General features: G+C 62.1%; 17 protein-coding genes and 1 tRNA gene. 4 read left to right on the forward strand and 14 right to left on the reverse strand.

Annotated features, from left to right (window positions below):
- Positions 1-15 precede the first annotated feature (15 nt).
- The 4 genes from AC0V6T_RS12295 to AC0V6T_RS12310 form a co-directional block, all read right to left on the reverse strand.
- Positions 16-3,528, reverse strand: a complete 3,513-nt coding sequence (locus AC0V6T_RS12295; protein ID WP_486127262.1) for a TonB-dependent receptor — start codon at positions 3,526-3,528, stop codon at positions 16-18.
- 284 nt (positions 3,529-3,812) lie between these two features.
- Positions 3,813-4,766, reverse strand: coding sequence for an isopenicillin N synthase family dioxygenase (locus tag AC0V6T_RS12300; RefSeq protein WP_486127264.1), 954 nt, complete (start codon positions 4,764-4,766; stop codon positions 3,813-3,815).
- Positions 4,767-4,905: 139 nt separating this feature from the next.
- Positions 4,906-5,787 carry a hypothetical protein gene (locus AC0V6T_RS12305; RefSeq protein WP_486127266.1) on the reverse strand — a complete coding sequence of 294 codons (882 nt, stop codon included), beginning with the start codon at positions 5,785-5,787 and terminating at the stop codon, positions 4,906-4,908.
- Positions 5,788-5,799: 12 nt separating this feature from the next.
- Positions 5,800-7,293 carry a NupC/NupG family nucleoside CNT transporter gene (locus AC0V6T_RS12310; protein ID WP_486127268.1) on the reverse strand — a complete coding sequence of 498 codons (1,494 nt, stop codon included), beginning with the start codon at positions 7,291-7,293 and terminating at the stop codon, positions 5,800-5,802.
- A 244-nt stretch (positions 7,294-7,537) separates the two neighbouring features.
- Between AC0V6T_RS12310 and AC0V6T_RS12315 the strand changes: the two genes are divergently transcribed.
- Positions 7,538-8,254 (forward strand): queuosine precursor transporter, encoded by a 717-nt coding sequence (locus tag AC0V6T_RS12315; RefSeq protein ID WP_486127270.1) that lies wholly within the window; start codon positions 7,538-7,540, stop codon positions 8,252-8,254.
- Positions 8,255-8,366: 112 nt separating this feature from the next.
- On the opposite strand, the gene AC0V6T_RS12320 is transcribed toward AC0V6T_RS12315, so the two are convergent.
- The 6 genes from AC0V6T_RS12320 to AC0V6T_RS12345 all read right to left on the reverse strand — a co-directional run bounded on the left by AC0V6T_RS12320 (position 8,367) and on the right by AC0V6T_RS12345 (position 12,570).
- Positions 8,367-8,442: transfer RNA gene (locus AC0V6T_RS12320), tRNA-Lys, on the reverse strand.
- 56 nt (positions 8,443-8,498) lie between these two features.
- The gene (folK, locus tag AC0V6T_RS12325; RefSeq protein WP_486127272.1) at positions 8,499-8,987 is read right to left on the reverse strand and encodes a 2-amino-4-hydroxy-6-hydroxymethyldihydropteridine diphosphokinase; all 489 of its coding nucleotides are present in this window, start codon (positions 8,985-8,987) and stop codon (positions 8,499-8,501) included.
- 10 nt (positions 8,988-8,997) lie between these two features.
- Positions 8,998-9,873: an N-carbamoylputrescine amidase gene (gene aguB / locus AC0V6T_RS12330; protein WP_486127274.1), complete on the reverse strand. Its 876-nt coding sequence runs from the start codon at positions 9,871-9,873 to the stop codon at positions 8,998-9,000.
- Positions 9,874-9,885: 12 nt separating this feature from the next.
- Positions 9,886-10,674, reverse strand: a complete 789-nt coding sequence (locus tag AC0V6T_RS12335; RefSeq protein ID WP_486127276.1) for an SIMPL domain-containing protein — start codon at positions 10,672-10,674, stop codon at positions 9,886-9,888.
- Positions 10,675-10,769: 95 nt separating this feature from the next.
- The gene (locus AC0V6T_RS12340; RefSeq protein ID WP_486127278.1) at positions 10,770-11,660 is read right to left on the reverse strand and encodes a class I SAM-dependent methyltransferase; all 891 of its coding nucleotides are present in this window, start codon (positions 11,658-11,660) and stop codon (positions 10,770-10,772) included.
- 49 nt (positions 11,661-11,709) lie between these two features.
- The gene (locus tag AC0V6T_RS12345; protein WP_486127280.1) at positions 11,710-12,570 is read right to left on the reverse strand and encodes a class I SAM-dependent methyltransferase; all 861 of its coding nucleotides are present in this window, start codon (positions 12,568-12,570) and stop codon (positions 11,710-11,712) included.
- Between the two features lie 148 nt (positions 12,571-12,718).
- Here AC0V6T_RS12345 and msrA point away from each other — a divergent pair, with 148 nt between their 5' ends.
- Positions 12,719-13,264 carry a peptide-methionine (S)-S-oxide reductase MsrA gene (msrA, locus tag AC0V6T_RS12350; protein WP_486127282.1) on the forward strand — a complete coding sequence of 182 codons (546 nt, stop codon included), beginning with the start codon at positions 12,719-12,721 and terminating at the stop codon, positions 13,262-13,264.
- Positions 13,265-13,303: 39 nt separating this feature from the next.
- Positions 13,304-14,119, forward strand: a complete 816-nt coding sequence (locus AC0V6T_RS12355; protein ID WP_486127284.1) for a hypothetical protein — start codon at positions 13,304-13,306, stop codon at positions 14,117-14,119.
- Between the two features lie 6 nt (positions 14,120-14,125).
- On the opposite strand, the gene AC0V6T_RS12360 is transcribed toward AC0V6T_RS12355, so the two are convergent.
- Both AC0V6T_RS12360 and AC0V6T_RS12365 read right to left on the reverse strand, forming a co-directional pair.
- Positions 14,126-15,349 carry an NRAMP family divalent metal transporter gene (locus tag AC0V6T_RS12360; protein WP_486127286.1) on the reverse strand — a complete coding sequence of 408 codons (1,224 nt, stop codon included), beginning with the start codon at positions 15,347-15,349 and terminating at the stop codon, positions 14,126-14,128.
- A 62-nt stretch (positions 15,350-15,411) separates the two neighbouring features.
- Positions 15,412-16,656, reverse strand: coding sequence for an RsmB/NOP family class I SAM-dependent RNA methyltransferase (locus tag AC0V6T_RS12365; protein WP_486127288.1), 1,245 nt, complete (start codon positions 16,654-16,656; stop codon positions 15,412-15,414).
- 30 nt (positions 16,657-16,686) lie between these two features.
- On the opposite strand from AC0V6T_RS12365, the gene AC0V6T_RS12370 reads away from it, so the two are divergent.
- Positions 16,687-16,887, forward strand: a complete 201-nt coding sequence (locus tag AC0V6T_RS12370; RefSeq protein WP_486127290.1) for a DUF1674 domain-containing protein — start codon at positions 16,687-16,689, stop codon at positions 16,885-16,887.
- Positions 16,888-16,908: 21 nt separating this feature from the next.
- Here AC0V6T_RS12370 and AC0V6T_RS12375 read toward each other — a convergent pair whose 3' ends face one another.
- Both AC0V6T_RS12375 and AC0V6T_RS12380 read right to left on the reverse strand, forming a co-directional pair.
- Positions 16,909-17,352, reverse strand: coding sequence for a hypothetical protein (locus AC0V6T_RS12375; RefSeq protein WP_486127292.1), 444 nt, complete (start codon positions 17,350-17,352; stop codon positions 16,909-16,911).
- 42 nt (positions 17,353-17,394) lie between these two features.
- Entirely contained in the window at positions 17,395-18,822 is a 1,428-nt protein-coding gene (locus AC0V6T_RS12380) for a cytochrome P450 (protein ID WP_486127294.1), read from the reverse strand.
- Positions 18,823-18,907 lie beyond the last annotated feature (85 nt).

Raw genomic sequence — 18,907 nt, forward strand, 5'->3', positions numbered from 1 at the left:
TCGGTAGCTGACGAATTAGAATTCGTAGCGAGCACCGATCTGGATACGCCATGCCGACGCCGAGATGCCGATGTTGTTGTCATCGTCCGGACGGAAGCCTCCGAGAATGTAACGACCCTGATCGTCGACACCACCAAAGCGAAGAGTGTCGCCAGGGCTGTCGGGATCGTCAATCGTCAGTCCGGCATCAACGATGTCAAGGAACTGCGTACGAGTGCGACGAATATTCGCACCGCTGTCGAGCAGGTTGAGGAAGTTCTCAAAGTCGACGAACAGCTCGATCCGATCTTCGACGATGCCGGTCAGGCTGCCGATGAAGGGCAGTTCCTGGCTGAAGCGCAGGTCGAGGTCGTAGTGCCAGTCGTTGCGGCAGGTGTTTCGCGCAATCGATTCCCCCGGTTCGAAGTCACACGCCTCGCCTACATCGCTGTTGGCGAGATAGTCGAGCGTCGAATTCACCGCAGCCGCCTGCGCAGCAATCGCAGCTGCCTGCTGAGTCGCAGTAAGGCCAAACCCGCTGAAGTCGGACAGGTTCGCATCACCCGCACCCGTCGGGATGTAGAGCAGCGCGTTGTCGTTACCCGACGAGCTGTCCGCGAACACGCCGCCACCGTCGAAGGTGAGGCTGAACGGAGTGCCAGCCTGCGCACGGAACAGGATCGCGAGACCCGTGTCGTAACCGTCGAAGAACTCTTCACGGAAGAACGCCGAAGCGGTGAAGTTGTGACGGGTTTCGAAGTTTGAGGTCGAGATCGCCGGTGCCTGACGGTCGAAGGCCGCGCTCACGTCGAAGGACGAGGTAGCGGTCGACGAACCGACGTTACGGAAGTTCTCCGAGTCGGTGAACGCGTAACCGAAGTTCAGGGTAACCGCGCCGCCTTCGGTGAACAGGCCTTCGCTGAAGGTCTTGTTCAGGATGAACGAAGCAACGTGGCTCTCGTAACCCGGGCCGTTGGTCAGCTGGATGTTGTCGTCACGGCGAGTGTTGAAGCACTCAGGCGTGAGACCGGTGTAGACCGGCGGCGTGCCGCCCGAAACCAGCGTTGCGTTACAGCCAGCTGCGGTTGCGTCGACTGCCTGGTAGATCGGACGACCGTCGACGGTGAAGCCACCGTTGGTGCGGATGTCCGGAGCCTGCGACAGGTCGACGAAGTTCAGCGTGTCCTGGAACCGCGAGTAGATGTAGTCGAGGTTCATGTTCCAGTTCGAGAAGAACCCGGTTTCCGGACCGAAGGTGGTCTGGAAGCCGATGTTCGCACGAATGACGGTCGGGACGTCGAAGTCCGGATCGGTCGACTGAACGTCGGCGAGACCTGCACCAGCAGCTGCTGCACCTTCGTCGATGGCACACTGCGGAAAGCCGGTGAACGTGCCGTTGTTCAGAACGTTGAACGAGCCGTCAGCGTTGGTCAGGCCAGCACAACCTGCGTCAAAGGTGTCGCCGTTGGCACTTGCGAAGCCGTCGTTCGAGAAGGCGTTCGAGTAGTACACAACCGGGTCACCGCCCGAGAAGATGCCCACACCACCGGTAATGCTGCTGTCCGAGAAGAACCCGTCATTGAACAGCTCGTAAGTGGCCGAGATGCGCGGCAGAATGACCGGCGAAAGACCACCGAACGACTGGGCGTTGGTGAAGCCATAACGGTTCAGGAAGTTCGGGTTCGCACGCGGTGCGTCGCCATCATACAGCTGTGCACGAACACCAGCGGTGATCGAGAGCTGGTCGGTCGCCTGCCATTCGTCCTGGGCGTAGAACGACCAGATGGTGCGGCCGAAGCGAGCAGCTGCGTTGTTGATGTCGCCATTGAGGCTGGTTGCGATCGTACCGCCACCGAGCGGGCCGCCGCCGACGAGATCGTCGACATCGCCGAAGACGCTCGAGAAACCGCCGCCAGCAACGTTACCGGCTTCGAAGTTGTCGAGGCCGTCGAAGAACAGCGTACCGGTCGCGTTGATTGCGAACAGGTTGAAGACTTCAAGGTCGTTCACTTCGACGCCGAACTTCAGGAAGTGGCCATCGCCAGCGTCCACGTTCATCTGGAAGCGAGCCTGGTCGATGCGGGTGTCGAGCTGGTTAGCCGAACGGAAGATGCCCGGACCGGTCGACAGGAGGCCGTTTTCGGTCGAGGTACCATCAGGTGCGACGCCAACTGCGAGACGAACGGTCGGGTTGTCCGACTGTGCTTCGCCGAAGCCAACCGGGCCTTGAATGTCGCCGACTTCGGCGCGGCTCACACGAAGCTCGGTCGAGATCGTGTCGTTCCAGTCCGAATACAGACGGACCGAGTAGTAGTCGCTCTCGGTGCCTTCGTCTTCGAAGCTGTTGAAGCCGGTGATGTTCTGGCCACCGAAATCGCTTTCGATGTTGGTTTCTTCGAGGCGCTGGTAGGTCGCTTCGAGACGGTGCTGGTCGCTAAGGACAGCGTCGATACGGCCGAAGTAGCGGACCGAAGCTTCTGCGAGCGAAGTCGGGTAGCCGCCGATGTCCTGGCCGTAGACGTCACGAGCGATCTGAGCGAAACGGTCGAACTGTGCCTGGCTGACGAAGTCGGCTTCGTTGGTGAAGCCGCCGCCGGCGGGGCCGAAGTTGTTGCCGTCGCCAAGGTCGGTTTCTTCGTAACCGAACGAGAAGAACAGACGATCAGGGATGATCGGACCGTTGAGGGTAGCACCCCAGCGCTTTTCCGAACCCGCGTTGAGCGGACGACCGTCGATCGAGTTGGCGAAGAGGCCATCGTCGAAGTAGGTGATGAAAGCCGAGCCGTGGAAACGGTTCGAACCAGCTTTGGTCACGACGTTGACGAGACAGCCGGTGAATTCCGAGTACTCGACGTCGAACGGTGCGAACTCGACCGAGGTCTGCTCGATCACGTCGAACGGAAGCGGCAGAGCGTTACGCGCTGCGAACGGAGTGCCGTTGAGGCCGAAGACGTCAGCCTGGACGATGCCGTCAACGGTGAAGGTGTTCGAACGGTCGTTACCGCCAAGGCACGATACGCGATCGACTTCGTTGGCGCGGTCGAGGCTGACACGCGGGTCGATGCGGATGATGTCGCGAACGTCGCGGGTGATCGACGGGAATGCTTCGAGCGTCTGGGTGTCGAATGCAGTACCCGGACCAACGGCAACCTGGGTCACCTGGGCGCGTGCACCGGTAACGACGATGGTGTTGCCGGTCGCGCTCTGGTCGAGCGTGAAGCCGAAGCTGGTGTTGCCCGAGATGTTGACGAAGACGTTCTCGACCGACTGGCCTTCGAAGCCGTCAGCGGTCACGGTCACGGTGTATGGGCCGCCCGGCGGGAGCGACTGGACGCGGAAGGAACCGTTCGCACCGGTGGTCGAGGTACGGGTCTGCGACGTACGTTCGTCGGTGATGGTCACCATGGCGCCGGCGAGCGGGCCGCCATTGGCGTCGGATACGGAACCCTCGACACCCGAAGTAATCTGCTGCGCGGCAGCAGGGGTGGCGATGGTAGCTGCAGCAGAGAGTGAAACGACACTCGCTGCAAGGAGATACTTAAGTTTCATGAGAGGAAGCCCCTGGTCACGGTTAGGATGCAACAAAACGCTGCGGACGGGCGCGTCCCTAGTCGCGCTGCGCTGCACAAAAGCGACGGTTTTGTGACAGACGTGTTACAATGACCGGAGCAGGAAGCCGCCGCGCGTTCTTCCACAGCATATTTCGGGCCCGAAACCACGGAAATCCGCCACTAAACCGGCCCGTGTTGCATCAGAGCAACGAAACAGGCTTTTTTGCCAATTGCTTCGGGCCGGTTCGATAAGGCGTTTCTGGCGCGCGATGGCCTTGAGAATCAGGCGAGATTGATCTCGCGAAGACGCTGCATCAGGAAGTCGTGCGAGCTGATCGGCTCCTGCGGCTTGGCACCCTTTTCACTCACGCAGCTTTCGAGTGGCGTGATCATGTAATCGGGGCGGAAGTGCAGGAAAAACGGCATGGAATAGCGCGAGCGGCGTGCGCCCTCACCGCTCGGATTGACGACGCGGTGCGTGGTCGAACGCAATACGCCGGCTGTCAGGCGCTCAAGCATGTCGCCGACATTGATGACGAGCGAACCTTCTTCCGCATAGACCGGGTGCCATTCGCCCGCCTTGGTGAGGAGTTGCAGACCTGCCTCCTCGGCGCCGAGCAGCAGCGTAATCGTGTTGATGTCGCCATGCGCAGCGGCCCGGATCGCGCCTTCGGGGGCGTCTTCGGGAAGCGGCGGATAGTGAAGCAGGCGCATGACCGAATTGCCGTCTTCGACCGTGGGAGCGAAGAAATTGCGCTCGAGACCAAGGTGAAGCGCGATCGCTTCGAGCACGCGAAGGCCGGTCTGCTCGAACGCCGCGTAGAGTTCGCTGAACGTGTCCTCGAACTCCTTGATCTCATCAGGCCAGACATTGGGAGCCATATATTCGGCAAGATCGTGGCCTTCGGGAAGCGAGCGCCCGACGTGCCAGAATTCCTTGAGGTCGAAGACTTCAGCGTCTTTCGCCTTCTCCGTGCCGAACGGCGTATAGCCACGCGCGCCGCCGCCGCCTTCGATCTTGTATGCGCGCTTCACATCTTCAGGCAGCGCGAAGAACGCCTTCGAAGTCGCTTCGGCGCGGTCGATCAGGTCTTGCGGGATGCCGTGATCGCGCACGACGGCGAAGCCGAATTCGCCAAAGCTGCGGCCAAGCTCGTCGGCGATTTCCTCGAGCGGCTTTGCAAGTGAGACAGAAGCGATTTCGTTGGCGGATTGATTGTCGGTCATGAGGTTCATTTATATGGTCGCCCGTCGGTGTGCCAAGGCCTTGATTGCCTGAGCCGCTCCTTAGGGCCGGGATTGCGGAGGAGTATTTGCGCTAGATCAAGCTATCGCATGGGTTGCGACGTGCGGCGCAGATCGAATGTTCGGCGCTTTAGTCGTTTGTCGGCGGAGGGGAAGCGGAAATCTTCCCCAGAGCGAAGACCCCGTCATAGCGTTGAGGCTTGGTGTCGTCGTTCAAATGAAAGCCGCGCTCCATGGGTGGGCGGCTCGGGCTGGCTGGATGCGCCTTGCATGACACCATGTCAGAGGTGACCGGCTTGGCCGGATCGAAGTCAGCGCCCATCTCAAGCTGGCAGCCCCAATTCTCGCCGCCATCGCTGTGCATGACGAGCGAGACGACCCGGTCTGCTGGTGCGAGCAGATTGGCCATGGGGCGGGTCGGAGTCTGGCCCAGAACCGCCGGAAGCTTCTCGGCATGGAAACCGCCAACCAGAACCACGACATGAGCGTAATCGCGCGCCTGTGAGGCCTTGCGAATATTGGCGGCCTGCGCTGCCTCGTGCGGCTCCTGTCCGGGCAATCCGGCAAACGCGGCGCGCTGCGCATCGCCATTCGCGCCATTGAACGCGACGATGTCGATGTCGCGCCCCGCTTCCTTAAGGGCGTGCAACCGTTCGAGCATTTCCAACATAGCGAGGCTCGCAACGCCATCCTGCCGCGTGCCCCAGTCGGACACTTCCGCAAACAGCGCCGCGCGATACTCATCATGCGGCTTTGCCCAGGCGCGCTGGAAACCGTCATTATCCGGAGAGGAAAACTCGATCGCAAGCAGGACAGGGCCATCCTCTGCCACCGCGCAGACATACTCCGCCGTTGCTGCGGGCGCTTCGACGGTTCCATGGCTTTCGCCCAGCACCAGATACTTGCCCCGCGCCTCGCTTGCGACCGTCTCCCAGCCCGGCAGCGGATCGCAAGCCTCCCCCGGTGAGCCCGATGCGAGCGCGATGGTGAGAGCGAGCGACAGGGCAGACATGGACGGACTCTCCTAAAGCGGCAGGAAAATGCTCGCGAGCGCGGCGCTCATCAGGTTCGCGAGGCTGCCTGCGGCAAGCGCCTTGAGGCCGAGCTTCGCAATCACCGGACGCTGGTTGGGGGCAAGGCCGCCCGTTACCGCCATCTGGATCGCGATGGACGAGAAGTTCGCAAAGCCGCACAGCGCGAAGGTGATGATCGCGCGGCTGCGCTCGGTCAGTACGCCGCCCGCATCGACCGCCGCCATCGCGCCAAGGTCGATGAAGGCGACGAATTCGTTGAGCACGATCTTGGTCCCGAAAAGGCCGCCGGCGATACGCGCCTGCTCCCAGTCGGCGATACCGATCAGGAACATGACCGGCGCGAAAACATAGCCAAGCAGCTTCTGGAAGCTGAGCGTCGAAAGCCATTCGGCGGTTTCCGCACCAAAGGGCACGCCAATTCCGGCAGCAGCGGCGACGATCCAGCCACCCACGCCTGCGAGCAAGCCATTGGCAAGCGCGACCAGAGCCACGAAGACCATGACCATCGCACCGACTGCGACCGCAAGCTTCACGCCGGTCTGCGTGCCTTGCGCGGCAGCCTCAATGATATTGGCAGGGCGGTGGCCTTCCTCGAAGGTCTCGGCCATTTCGACCTCGTCTGCCCTGCCCATCTCTCCAATTGCTGCGGGCCCGGTTGCGCTGATGCGCGATTGGGGAAGCTCTACCTCTTCGCCGTTCTTGCCCACCATCGTCACCCGGCTCACCTGATCGGTGGGCGCGGTGCCTTTAGCCTTGGCGCTGCCGCTTGCCTGCTGGCCGACACTGGCGCTCGGCTGCATCGGTTCTTCGGGCATATCGGGCATGATAATCTTGGCCATGAGGATACCGCCGGGCGCGGACATGAACGCCGCCGCCAGCAGGAATGGCACGGCTTCCGCCCCGATAAAGCTCGCATAAGCGGCAAGGATCGTCCCCGCGACACCGGCCATGCCGACGCTCATCAGGGTGAACAGGCGCGCTGGGGGTAGTGCGGCAAGATAGGGCCGCACGACTAGCGGGCTTTCCGACTGGCCAACGAAGATATTGGCCGCGCTGCCCAGCGCCTCGACCTTGCTGATCCCTGTAATCCAGCCAATCGCGCCGCCGACCCAGCGCACCAGCTTCTGCATGATGCCAAGGTGGTAAAGGATCGAGACGATCGCCGCGAAGAACACAATCACCGGCAAAGCGGCGATGACGAAAGTGTTGGCGAACGGGTTGTTTTCAAAAGGCCCAAAAACCGAGGCGATCCCGACCTTCGAGAAATCAAGCAGCGCGATAACGCCGTCGGAAAGGAACTGGATCAGTGCGACACCGAAATCCGTGCGCAGCACCAGCAGCGCCATGAAAGCCTGCAACGCGAAGGCAGCGCCCACGACGCGCAGGTTGATGTGTTTCCTGCCCGAAGACAGCGAATAAGCAATGCCCAGAATCGCCGCGATCCCGATCATGCTGAAAATTACCGAAGTTACGCTTTCACTCATGTACCCGCACTCATACCCTTGCGCCCCTCGCAGGTCTTGAACCCAAGCGACGCGGACCCTCAATTGTTGTTCTGTCGAGTTAGCAACCCGTCGCGCAGACCTTCCCGTCGGGACGTCCGCTGCACGGGTCATAGGCGTGGCAGCTTGTGCGCGAGCACGCAAGAGGACTCTGTCAACCGCGCGGTTGACAGCTTTGGCCCCCGTGCTTTTCTTTTGGCAAGCGCTGGCTTAACGCCGTGTCACGATGACCGACACCAAGCCTGCGCCTTCGACGCCTGAGACCGACACGCCCGATTTGATGGGCTCGTTCCCAATGGGCCTGTTCGTCTACATCATCCTCTATGGAGGAATGACCGTTCTGGCGGGCGTGGTCGCTTACAAGCAGGTCCAGTTATGGCCCACGCCGCTCGCCGTGGAAGCCGGGATTTTCCCGTTCCTGTTGCTGGTCGTAATCACAAGCACGATTGCCCAACTTTACGGCAAGAAACTAGCCAACAGGCTGGTCTGGGTGGGCTTTTTACCGCTCGCTTTGTCAGCGGCTCTGATCTTCCTTGTTCTCTCGCTGCCGGCCTCGGTCGAGATGCTCGAGTTCCGCACCGACGATCTTGCTGCGTTCGAACGAGTTCTTGGCCAGACGCCGCGCATCCTCATGGCGGGGCCTGCGGCTTACATCACCTCGCTGCTGCTCAATGTGTGGATCTTCTCAAAGCTGCGCGGCGAAGGGGAAGCGACGACGATCGGTCTGATGATTCGCGGCGCGATCGCATCGGCGCTCAGTCAGGCGATCGATTCGGTGATCTTCATCACGCTGGCCTTCTATGGTGAATTCGACATCACCGACCTTCTGATCGGTCAGGTGCTTGCAAAGGTCACACTCAGCATCGTGCTCGTGCCCTTCCTCATCACCTTTGGTGTCAAACTCGCCAAGTGGCTGGACAGCAGGCAAACAGCGATAACCTAGCCCATCGTGCTTATCGGTCGCCCACGCGACCGCGAGGGCGCCCGCCCGCAGCAAATCGTAAGACGTTTAGTGAGGATGCAGCCGCAGATGCGGCTGCGCGAAATAGACGGAGTGGTGAGCCCTGCTGGGTTCGAACCAGCGACCTACTGATTAAAAGTCAGTTGCTCTACCGACTGAGCTAAGGGCCCCCATGGGGTCGCGTGCGGGCCTGGGCGTTTGCATCGCTCGGCGCGCGTCGGAGCGCTCACCTAGGCAGGGTAGCCTTTCGGGTCAAGCGGGCTTTCAATTGTCGCACATTTTGGCCCGAAATCGGATCGCGCCAATCAGGTGCGATTGCGCTTGCGGGGGTAAGTACGAAGTCGCGCTCACGAAAGCCTGGATGCGGGATAATTAGCTCGCGGCTGCGCCACACACCGCCGCTCCAAAGCACGATATCGAGGTCGAGTACCCGGTCCCCCCAGCGCCGGGATCCCCGTCGCCCAAACTCGCTTTCGAGCCACTTGAGGCCCGCGAGCATCGCCTCGGGATCATACTCGCTCTCGACCAGTGCAGCGGCGTTGGCAAAGCGGCGCCGCGCTGCGCCCATCGGGGCTGACGAGATGATCGGCGAGCGTGCGGTGACCGTGCCGAGCGCAGACAGTTCCTCCATCGCTGCGCGCACAACCTCCTTCGGCAGGCCGTAGAGATAGTGCCGGCGATTCGATCCCAGCGCGATGAGGAAAGTGCTGCTCAAGAAATATGGCTCAGATGTCTTCGGCGATGCGGCCGTACAGCTGCGGGCGGCGGTCACGGAAGAAGCCCATGCCTGCCCGGTGCGTGGCGGCTTGTGCGAGGTCGAGCGTAGCGACCAGCACGCCGCTTTCAGCCGCACCAAATTCCTCCACCAGATCGCCCCATTCGTCGCTGATGAAGGAATGGCCGTAGAAGCTCTGCTCGCCTGCCGGACCTTCTGCTCCGATGCGGTTCGAGGCGATGACCGGCATGCAGTTCGACACGGCATGCCCGATCATGGCGCGGCGCCACATGCGGCTGGTGTCGAGGTCGGCGTCGTATGGCTCCGAACCGATTGCGGTGGGGTAAAGGAGCATTTCTGCTCCCTTCAAGGCCATCACCCGCGCGCATTCCGGGTACCATTGGTCCCAGCAGATGCCGACGCCGATGCGCACAGATTGTCCCTGGTCGCCCGGCACGTCCCACACCTTGAAGCCGTCATTGCCGGGCCGGAAATAGTACTTTTCCTCGTAGCCGGGACCGTCGGGAATGTGGCTCTTGCGATAGGTACCCAATACCTCGCCGTCGGGCCCGATCATGGCGAGCGTGTTGTAATAGTGATGCCCGTCGCGCTCGAAGAAGCTGGTCGGGATCGCGACGTTCAAACGCGCCGCAAGCTCGCGCATCGCGATGACGCTCGGATGCTCTGCAGTCGGCTTGGCGAGCGCGAACAGCGCCTCGTCTTCCTCGCGGCAGAAATAGGGACCGGAGAACAATTCAGGCGGCAGAATCAGCTTCGCGCCGCGCTCAGCAGACTCTTCGACCAGCGCGGCAACGGCGGCGATGTTATCGGCCTCATCCTCGCGCTGAAGCTCGAGCTGGAGGGCGGCGACGGTGAGTGTGCTCATGGGGATGAGCGCTTACTTCTCCCGCAGGGCGAAGTCCACTTGCACGCTGACGCTGCTGGTCGTCTGGCCCGGCATGATGGTCGAGGTGTTTTGCGTGCGCACGGCCGATTCAGGGCGCGGTCCCATCGAAATGGCAGGCGGAGCAACGGGCGGAGGCGGTGGGTAGGCGGCGGCGTCCATCGCGGTTGCCATCGCGCCGCCAAGATAGCGTCCGCCTTGCGAGCCGCCTGCATCGCGAATGTAGAGCACGCGCGATATCTCCATGTCGGCCGCCTCGGCATAGGCTTCGGCGCGTTTCCGGGCATTGGCATAGGCGTTGGCGTAAGCCGTATTCGCCGCCGCCTCGACATCGGAGATTCGCAGCTCGGGGCCCGACACGATATTCGCGCCGACGCCCGTGACAGCGGTGACGGCCTGCCCTGCGAGATCGACGTCGCGCACACGGACGCTCAGCGTATTGTACGCCTGAAACTGCCCACGCCTGTCGCCGTAATTGATGCGCTGGACGTTGACGGCGCTCGTCTGGATGTCCTTTTCCTCGACACCAAGTTCGAGCAGCGCGGCGGCGATCTCGTCGATGTCCTCCTGCGTTTCCTCGCTCGCCTGCTCGGCATTGCGCGCCCAGTTCTGGACGCCTGCCTGAAAGCGCGCTTCGTCCGGGCGCATGTCGGCTTCGCCCGTGGCGCTAACCGATAGAAGCGTTTCGGCGCGGTCCACCCCGCGCGGATCGCCAGCCGACGAACCGCAGGCAGCAAGCATGAAGGCCAACGCGGATGCGCCAGCGAATTTGAGCGTAGTCATGTCCATATTCTCCATTGGCGAGACACTCGCCGATGGAGAATATGGTGGTTTTTCAATGTGAACGGGCTTTGAACGCAGCTCTCAGTGCGACGCCGTCACTCTTCGCCGGTCTTGCGGAAGAGCAGCGTCATCCGGTCGCTTTCGCCGATGGCTGTGTACTTGTCGCGGTCCTGATCGCCGAGCGCATAGGTCGGAGGCAGCGTCCACACGCCTGCCTCGTGATCGGCGGTGTCGGAGGGGTTCGCGTTGATTTCCGAGCTGTCGACCAGTTCGAAGCCATTCTCGGAGAAGAAATCGACGAGGTCGGCCTCTTTCACATAGCCCGCATTGCCGTCCGCGAATTCGTCTGCGGCATCGGGCTTGGCGCGGTGCTGGACCACGCCGATCACACCGCCGGGCTTCAGAGTATCGCGAAGCGCCGCGATCTCGCTCTGAGCGATGTTCCAGCGCAGCAGGTTGTGCATCATGCGGATGATGAGGACCGTGTCGACCGTGCCATCAAGCTCGTCAGGGATCGAATCGCCGAAATGGAACGGCAGTTTGTCAGCTTCGATGCCGAGCGCTTCGGACTGGTTGCCGGAGAAATTCTCGCCCCCCTCGCGCACCCGCGCCTGAAAGTCAGCTCCCAGAGAATCGATGCCTTCGGGTGCAAAGCCGACCGCGATATATTGGCCTTCCTCGGCAAGGTAGGGCGCGAGGATGCGCGTGTACCAGCCACCGCCCGGCGCATATTCGATCACGGTCTGATCCGGTGCCAGCCCGAAGAAGGCGAGCGTTTCGCCCGGATTGCGGAACTCGTCGCGCTTTGCGTCGTCGGCCCGGCGTTCGTGCGCGAGGACTTCGGCCAAAGCCTCATCATCGATCACGTTGGCTGCGGGTTCATCCTCGCTCGGCGCCTGTTCACCCGGCGCGCAGGCTGCCAGTGCAAGCGCGCTGGCAGCCGCGACGGTCCAATGGCGCACAGCGCCCTTCGTCGAGGTCTTCATAGTTCCTCTCCCTGTTATTTGGTTGTTCGCCCGCCCCCGAGCGCTCTGATCAGCTGGCCTTGCGGAACAGCAGCGTCATGCGGTCGCTTTCGCCGATGGCAAGGTAACGTTCGCGGTCCTGATCACCGTAGCGAAGGATCGGAGGCAGCGTCCAGACGCCGCCTTCCCAGTTGGCAGGGTCGTTAGGGTTTGCGTTGATCTCGCTTTCGCCGGCGAGCTCGAAACCGTTGGCCTCGAAGATCGCGACCACGTCTTGCTTGCGCATATAGCCGCGCTGGCGAGCGCCGTAATCATCGTAGCTCGCGCCTTCAGGGGCACGGTGCTGCACGACGCCGACCATGCCGTCGTCCTTGAGCATCATGCGCGCAGCCTTCAGAACGCTGTCAGCCGAATTGCCGATGTTGAGGCCGTGCATCGAACGGAAGATCAGCACGCGGTCCACGGTGCCGGCTACGTCCTCAGGCATTTCGTCGGTTTCGAAAGCCATCACTTCGCTGGCGTCGACGCCCATGCCTTCGGCGAGCGAGGTCTTGAAGTTCTCAGTCCAGCCCTTGGAGCGCGCTTCCTGTGCGCGGGTTTGGTAGGTGCGGCCATCGCTGTCCTGATTGAACGCGATATATTGGCCCGCAGGCATCAGGTACGGCGCGAGCACGCGGGTGTACCAGCCGCCGCCCGGACCATATTCGGCGACCGTCATGGTCGGCTCGACCCCGAAGAAGTCGAGCGTTTCGGCTGGGTTACGATATTGGTCGCGCGCGCGGTCATCGTCGCGGCGTTCATGCGCCAGCACCTCTTCAAGCGACGGCGCGGCGGCGTCCATGTGAGCCTCTGCTGCAACAGGCGCGGTAAAGCTGACCATGGCGGTCCCAGCGGCAAGCGCGGCGAGCGGAGCAAGCAATTTGATGTTCATGACGGCGAGTCCTCTTTCTCCAGTGTCGTGGAGAGACTCCTGACGCGCCAAGGCCGTCATGACAAGGCATCTGATCGAATGCGGCCCTGCCACTGGCAATACCGGTCGGCCTCCCTATGTCGTTTGTCGAAAAGGAGACTGATTAGACATGGAACAAGCGATCATTGCAGGCGGATGTTTCTGGTGCACCGAGGCGGTGTTCCGCGATGTCGTAGGGGTAAGCGAGGTCGAGAGCGGCTATATCGGCGGCACGGTCGAGAACCCCACCTACAAGCAGGTCTGCACCGGCAACACCGGCCATGCCGAGGGCATCCGGGTGACATTCGACCCTGAGGTGACAAGCCTTGCCGAAATCTACGACATGTTTCTCGGCACGCATGACCCGACCCAGCTGAACCGGCAGGGCGGCGATATCGGTACGCAATACCGCAGCGCGATCTTCCCGCTTTCCGCAAGCCAGGGCGAGGAAGCCAAGGCCGCGATCGGGCGCTGGAATGCAGAGAATGGCAAAATGGCCGTGACCACGATCGAAGGGCTCGAAGGCGATACGCAGACCGCGACCTGGTATCCGGCAGAGGATTACCACCAGGAATACTGGGAAGGCGAAGGTCAGCGTAATCCCTATTGCCTCGCCGTGATCCCGCCCAAGCTGATGAAGCTGAGAAAGAGCTTCCAGAACAAGGTGAAGGCTTAAGCCGCAACCGATCGGAGCGCCGGCAAGAGGGGAGAGGCGATGCCCGACTATTCGAACAATCCATATGCGACCGGGCAAGTCATCACGAATGACGGCTCGGTCGCATTTGACTGTTCGCTTGATGCGCAAAAGCTGCCCTGGTTGACCCTCCCGCCGCATCATCCGGTGGTGATCCAGACGCAGGCCTTCTGGACGGCCGTGGGCGCCTCGGTCGCGCTTGCGGGGCTTGAGGCAACGCAGTGGAGTGCGCTCACATGGATCGATTGGGAACTGGGCGATGGATCGGGCGGGCACGCGGTGCGCGGCGTCTACACCCGCGATGAAAGCTCCGAAAATCCCGCTTACGGTGTCGTGCTTTTCAATGCTGCTGGCGCGGTCATCGTGACCATTCGCGGGCGCGGTGTCGTGTTCCGTAACCGCAATTTCGAGAAATGGCGCGAGGGCTCAAAGGAAGAGGCGCGCAAGGCCCTTCCGCAGGACGATTTCGTTTACGCCGAGCGCGAGGCGTTGGGCCTGACGGAACACGAGCGCGTGCTTGTCGCTCCTTCCGAAGCGGGTGCTGATTACGTTGAAGCCTTGGTGACCCCGGCGAACGGATTTCCCCCGGGCAATCCGGTGATCGGCGGCTCGGGCGATCATGTAAACTCGACCCACTTTCACGAGATTGCGCGCCAGGCGCTGTTTCTCATCAAGGGGCGCACCGACATCGATACGAGCGGTGAAATGACGCTCAATCGCTATGTCGAACTCGGCACGCCGCTTCGGCTCCAAATTCGCGATCAGGCGGATCGCTCGATCACTTTCGAGCTTCGTCAAATGGACCGGGCGTGCGCCGAAATCACCCTGCGCTGGTAAGCGCGCTCACAGGACGAAATAGGCGATCGCAAGGCTCGCCATTACGGCAATTGCGAAGAGGTTGAGCGCGCGGAACGCTTTCGACGGGCGCGCTTCTTCGGGCATGGAGCAGCGTGTCACCACAAGGTGATTCAGCGTCGCAATCACCGGCGCTCCGACAAAGGCCGCGCTGGTCGCAAGGTCGAGCATCGCGGTGAAGCTGCTGGTGAAGGCGTAGAGCACGGCAGCGGTCAGCGCGATCAAGACCGGGATTGCAATGCGGTAAACGAGCGTGAACTGCGCCTCGGTCTCTGCACCCAAGGTCTGCTGCCAAACAGATGCGACGTGCCGTCCCCCGATATCGAGCGCGGCCAGCACCGTCGTCGTCATGACAGACAACGCTGCGATGGAGGCCAACACCGCTGCGCTTTCGCCAAGCGTGCTCGAATAGAGCGCAATGATCTGCTGCGCGAAACCGGGTGCGCTGGTTTCAGGCGCGATGCCATCGGCGTGCATCACGCCCGCTCCGATCACGCAGAAGCACAGCGCAAGAAACGCGGTCATGATGTAACCGGACGCGAAAGCGCGCCTTGCATCGGCCAAGCCTGACTGGTGGTCCTTGTCCTCGCGGCTCTCAGCCTCGGCGATCCACATCGAGGTCGTCACCGACACGTCGAGCGGATTGGGCATGAACCCGGCGAGCGCGACAACGAACAGAATTGCGCCCGGATCGCTGACCCAGCCAAGCGCGCCAATCGTGCTCAAATCGACACGCGGTAACACGAAAGCGGTTACGAGCAGCGTCGAAACCGCCAGAAACGCGACCAGCACGCGGTTGATGAGGTCGAGCCAGTCATACCCCCCGATCAGCAGCACCGCGCCCGCAGCGGCAAGCACGATCAGCGCGAGGAGCGGCACGGCGATGTCGATCCCGAACACTGCGATTGCGATCCCGGCCGTTGCCGATGCGAGGGCTGCATAGATTACAGGCACCACGAGGATCGCGAAGCACGCAAAGACGATTGGCGCCCACAGTCCGAGTTCGCGATAGCCGTGAAGCAGCGACCGGCGCGCCGCGTGGCCGTAATCGACCCCGAAACGAAAGGCTGGATATTTGAGGATACAGGCGAGCGCGATCACACCCATCAGGCCCAGCCCGTAAACCGCGCCCGCACGCGTCGATTGAATCAGGTGCGATGTCCCGATGGCCGCGCCCGAAAACAGCAGCGCGGGACCGATAATGCGCCACATAGGCCTCTCCCCCTCGTGTCAGAGGGGTGGCACATCACGGGTGTGAGCGCAAAGCGCGCCGGTCAGCTTTTCCGCCAGCGCGCCACGAAAAACCCGTCGAGCCCGCCTTGCTCCGGCAGCATTCCGGGATGCGTGCGGACATGGCCTTGCGCTGTCGGCGTGAGGTCGGCGGGCAATTCATCCGCCGTGATCGGCGCATGCTGCAACCCAAGCTCGGCGTCGATCCACGTCGCCTGCTCCTCACCCTCCTCGCGTTCGAGCGAGCACACCGCGTAGACGAGCGTGCCGCCTGGCTTGAGCCACTCGGCAGCCCGCGCGACGAGGCCGCGCTGGATCTCGACCATCTCTGCAATCTGGCGAGGACCGATGCGGTGGAGCACATCGGGATGGCGACGGCAGGTCCCGGTCGCGGTGCAGGGCGCGTCGAGCAAGATCGCATCGAAGTGATGCTTCGGCTCCCATTGCATTGCATCGGCGCGAACCGGTGAGGCCTTGAGCCCAGTGCGCTTGAGGTTCTCCTTGAGAGTGCCGAGCCGCCGCTTCGATATGTCGAGCGCGGTCACGTCCCAGCCTGCGCTCGCAAGCGCCATTGTCTTACCACCCGGTGCAGCACACAGGTCGAGCGCGTGGCCTCTCCCCTTACCAATCACCATCGAAGGGATCATGGCGGCGAGATCCTGCACCCACCAAGCGCCCTCCTTGTAGCCGTCGAGGCTTTCGATCCGGCTGCCGCGTGGGATACGGACATGAGCGGGCGCAAGGCTCTCCCCGCCAAGCTTCGCCTGCCACTGCGCGGTTTGCGAGATGTCCTTGATGTGCAGGTCGACCTCGGGCGGATGGACGAGGCCGGGCGCGATCTCGACCGCCCTATCGCCCCACCGCTCGCGCACGTTCTCAGGCAGGGTCGGCACATCCGGCAGCGCGACCTCGCGCTTCATCAGCGTCGAGAAAACACCATGCGCGAGCCTACGCGGCCCCCCGGACAACAGCGGCAGGCCGGTCGCGATAACCGCGTGCGGCGGAGTCTCGAGCCTGAGAGCCTGTGCGAGCATCAACCGCAGAACACTGCGCGGCTTGGCATCGTCCGGGAGCCTCTGCCGGGTCGCGCTGTCGATCAGCGCGTCGAGGTCAGTCAGCCAGCGCAACGCCTCCCCCGCAATCGCGCGGGCAAGCGCCTGATCATTCGCATCGCGTACATCGCGAAGCGCGCCGGGTGCAGCTTGCTCAAGCGTCTCTCCCCGGCGCAAAACGGCGTCGAGCATCTTGAGCGCAGCGCGGCGCGCGTGGATTCCGGTGGGTGTTGCCATTGCGACAAGCCCCTAACGGGACTTGAAACCATGCGCCAGCTTGTGCGTATCTATGAGTGTATGACTCAGGAAAAATCCAAGACCGCAAAAGACTTCAAGAAGCCCGCGCACTGGACCAACGATCCGCCGCCCGAGCCGAAAGCCGTCGATCCGATGAAAGACGAGCCACGCGAGATCTCTCCCACCCGCTATGGCGATTGGGAAAAGAACGGCATCGCCTGGGATTTCTGATCGGCGTTGGTTGGCTCCCGCCTATTGAGAGCGCTCGACCTCAAGATTGGCAGCATACAATCGTGCGCCCTTGGTCGTGACGCATGTGATCGTGCTCACCTCATCCTCCTTGCGGTAGATGGTGCATACACCCGAACTGTCGCGCCAATCGCCGCCTCGCAGCCGGATCGCCTCGATCCGCCAATTTTCGCCATCTCGCACGGTGTGAAAGTCCATGTCGCGGCTGCGGCGGGTGTTTCTGAAGCCGAAGATCGCCTGATCGCCCATCGGGGTAAAATGAACCGCGTCGCAGTCGGCGAAGATGACCCCTTGCGCCAATAGAGGCGCGTAGCGGTCGGCGTAGAAACACCTTCCCTCGTAAACCCACACCGTATCGCTGGCCGCAGCACCGCCGGGCACAAGCGCGGCGCTCGTCGCAACGCAGGCGCCGAAAAGGGTCGCAAGTCTCGAAAAACGCTTAAGCATCCCCCGCTTTCTGGCAGCGCGGTGATGCACGGTGCGTGAACGCTAGAGCGGCTTGAAGGCGACCTTCAGCCCGTCCTTGGGCTGCGGGATCGGCCATGCCTGCCAGTCGGGCGCGTAGCCTTCGGGCGCTTCGATCCGGTAGCGTTGCAGCAGCTGCGCCATCAGCACCTTCACCTGCATGTAGGCAAAGTGCAGGCCGAGGCACATATGCGCGCCGCCGCCAAAGGGCACCCATGCGTATTTGTGCCGCGCCTTTACCTTGTCGGGCGTGAAGCGCATCGGGTCGAAAGTCTGCGGATCGTCCCAGTATTCGTCCGAATAATGCGTCCAGTAGATGTTGATCCCGACATGTGTGCCCGCCGGGATGCGGTAGCCACCGAACTCGAAGCTCTTGAGCGCGCGGCGCGGCATCGAGGGAACAGGCGGCATCATCCGCAGAGCCTCCTTGAAGGCCATGTCGGTCAGCTCAAGCTTTCCGAGATCGTTGTAGTCGAGCGGACGCGGATTGCCGTCGCCATCAGGGCCGCCGGTTACCGCGACAATCTCTTCGCGCAGCTTTTCCTGCCATTCGGGATTGATCGCGAGATAGTAGATCAGCGAGGTCGCCGATGAGGTAATCGTATCGTGCGCGGCCATCAGCAAGAAGCTCATGTGGTCGACAACCTCGTCCACGGGCAGCAGTTCACCATCTTCGCGGGTCGCGGTTGCGAACTGGCTGAACATGTCCTGTCCGCCGCCTTCCTTGCGCCGCCGGATCGTTTCGGCCGTGAGGAATTCGACCATGAACTTGCGCCCGTCGACGCCCTTTTTCATCTTGGTGAAGGGCAGCGGGGTGCGAACCGGCGCGACACTGGCTTGCACCATGTCGACAAAGGCGGTGTTGATTGCGTCGGCTTCAGGCCCCCACGGAATGCCAAGGAAGCTGTCGGCGGCAAGGTCGAGCGTGAGCGACTTGATCGCGGGGTAGAACTTCATCTCCCCTTCCCACTTGGCCACTTCGCGCGAAATGCCCGAATTCAATGAGCTCGCATAATGGCGCATCGGACCCGGCTTGAAGGCGATGGAAAGCGCGCGCCGGTCGATCCGGTGGTGATCGAAATCGAGCAGCATCAGCCCGCGCGGGAACAGCTGGTCGAGCACCGGGCCCCAGCCTTGTTCGGAGGAGAAGATCTTGTCCTTGTTGAACAGGACAAGCTCGTTCGCCTCAGCCCCGATCAGCGCAACGTTCCAGCCGCCAAATGCGTGGGTTTTGTACACCTTGCCATAGTTCTCGACCATGTAGCTGGTGAAAGCATGCGGGTTGGCAAGCGTGCGGAAAGTGTTGCCAACCAGCGGCCAGCCTTTTTCGCCCGGAATGTGATCGAGCGCGTCATCTTCGGGCACGCCTTCGGACCAGTGCTTTGGCGCGGCTTCTTCGCTCGCAGCTTCTTGGGTGGTGTTGTCTTCGGGCGATTTGGCAAGCGTTGCCATCAGTGGCGGCTCCGGAATTGGGCAGGTTGGGTCGGTCGGTATGCTATGTGCTACTTACCACAGTGTAAATAGACGTGCACTTAAC

The organism is Erythrobacter sp. S158 (genome assembly GCF_057364915.1).

What these genes read in the sequence shown, in the direction of transcription:
- AC0V6T_RS12365 (WP_486127288.1), bottom strand. Translation starts at nt 16,656, where the DNA reads ATGGCAACACCCACCGGAATCCACGCGCGCCGCGCTGCGCTCAAGATG.
- AC0V6T_RS12355 (WP_486127284.1), top strand. Translation starts at nt 13,304, where the DNA reads ATGCCCGACTATTCGAACAATCCATATGCGACCGGGCAAGTCATCACG.
- aguB (WP_486127274.1), bottom strand. Translation starts at nt 9,873, where the DNA reads ATGAGCACACTCACCGTCGCCGCCCTCCAGCTCGAGCTTCAGCGCGAG.
- AC0V6T_RS12335 (WP_486127276.1), bottom strand. Translation starts at nt 10,674, where the DNA reads ATGACTACGCTCAAATTCGCTGGCGCATCCGCGTTGGCCTTCATGCTT.
- AC0V6T_RS12345 (WP_486127280.1), bottom strand. Translation starts at nt 12,570, where the DNA reads ATGAACATCAAATTGCTTGCTCCGCTCGCCGCGCTTGCCGCTGGGACC.
- AC0V6T_RS12315 (WP_486127270.1), top strand. Translation starts at nt 7,538, where the DNA reads ATGACCGACACCAAGCCTGCGCCTTCGACGCCTGAGACCGACACGCCC.
- AC0V6T_RS12370 (WP_486127290.1), top strand. Translation starts at nt 16,687, where the DNA reads ATGCGCCAGCTTGTGCGTATCTATGAGTGTATGACTCAGGAAAAATCC.
- AC0V6T_RS12300 (WP_486127264.1), bottom strand. Translation starts at nt 4,766, where the DNA reads ATGAACCTCATGACCGACAATCAATCCGCCAACGAAATCGCTTCTGTC.
- AC0V6T_RS12310 (WP_486127268.1), bottom strand. Translation starts at nt 7,293, where the DNA reads ATGAGTGAAAGCGTAACTTCGGTAATTTTCAGCATGATCGGGATCGCG.
- AC0V6T_RS12295 (WP_486127262.1), bottom strand. Translation starts at nt 3,528, where the DNA reads ATGAAACTTAAGTATCTCCTTGCAGCGAGTGTCGTTTCACTCTCTGCT.
- AC0V6T_RS12305 (WP_486127266.1), bottom strand. Translation starts at nt 5,787, where the DNA reads ATGTCTGCCCTGTCGCTCGCTCTCACCATCGCGCTCGCATCGGGCTCA.
- AC0V6T_RS12360 (WP_486127286.1), bottom strand. Translation starts at nt 15,349, where the DNA reads ATGTGGCGCATTATCGGTCCCGCGCTGCTGTTTTCGGGCGCGGCCATC.
- AC0V6T_RS12340 (WP_486127278.1), bottom strand. Translation starts at nt 11,660, where the DNA reads ATGAAGACCTCGACGAAGGGCGCTGTGCGCCATTGGACCGTCGCGGCT.
- msrA (WP_486127282.1), top strand. Translation starts at nt 12,719, where the DNA reads ATGGAACAAGCGATCATTGCAGGCGGATGTTTCTGGTGCACCGAGGCG.
- AC0V6T_RS12375 (WP_486127292.1), bottom strand. Translation starts at nt 17,352, where the DNA reads ATGCTTAAGCGTTTTTCGAGACTTGCGACCCTTTTCGGCGCCTGCGTT.
- AC0V6T_RS12380 (WP_486127294.1), bottom strand. Translation starts at nt 18,822, where the DNA reads ATGGCAACGCTTGCCAAATCGCCCGAAGACAACACCACCCAAGAAGCT.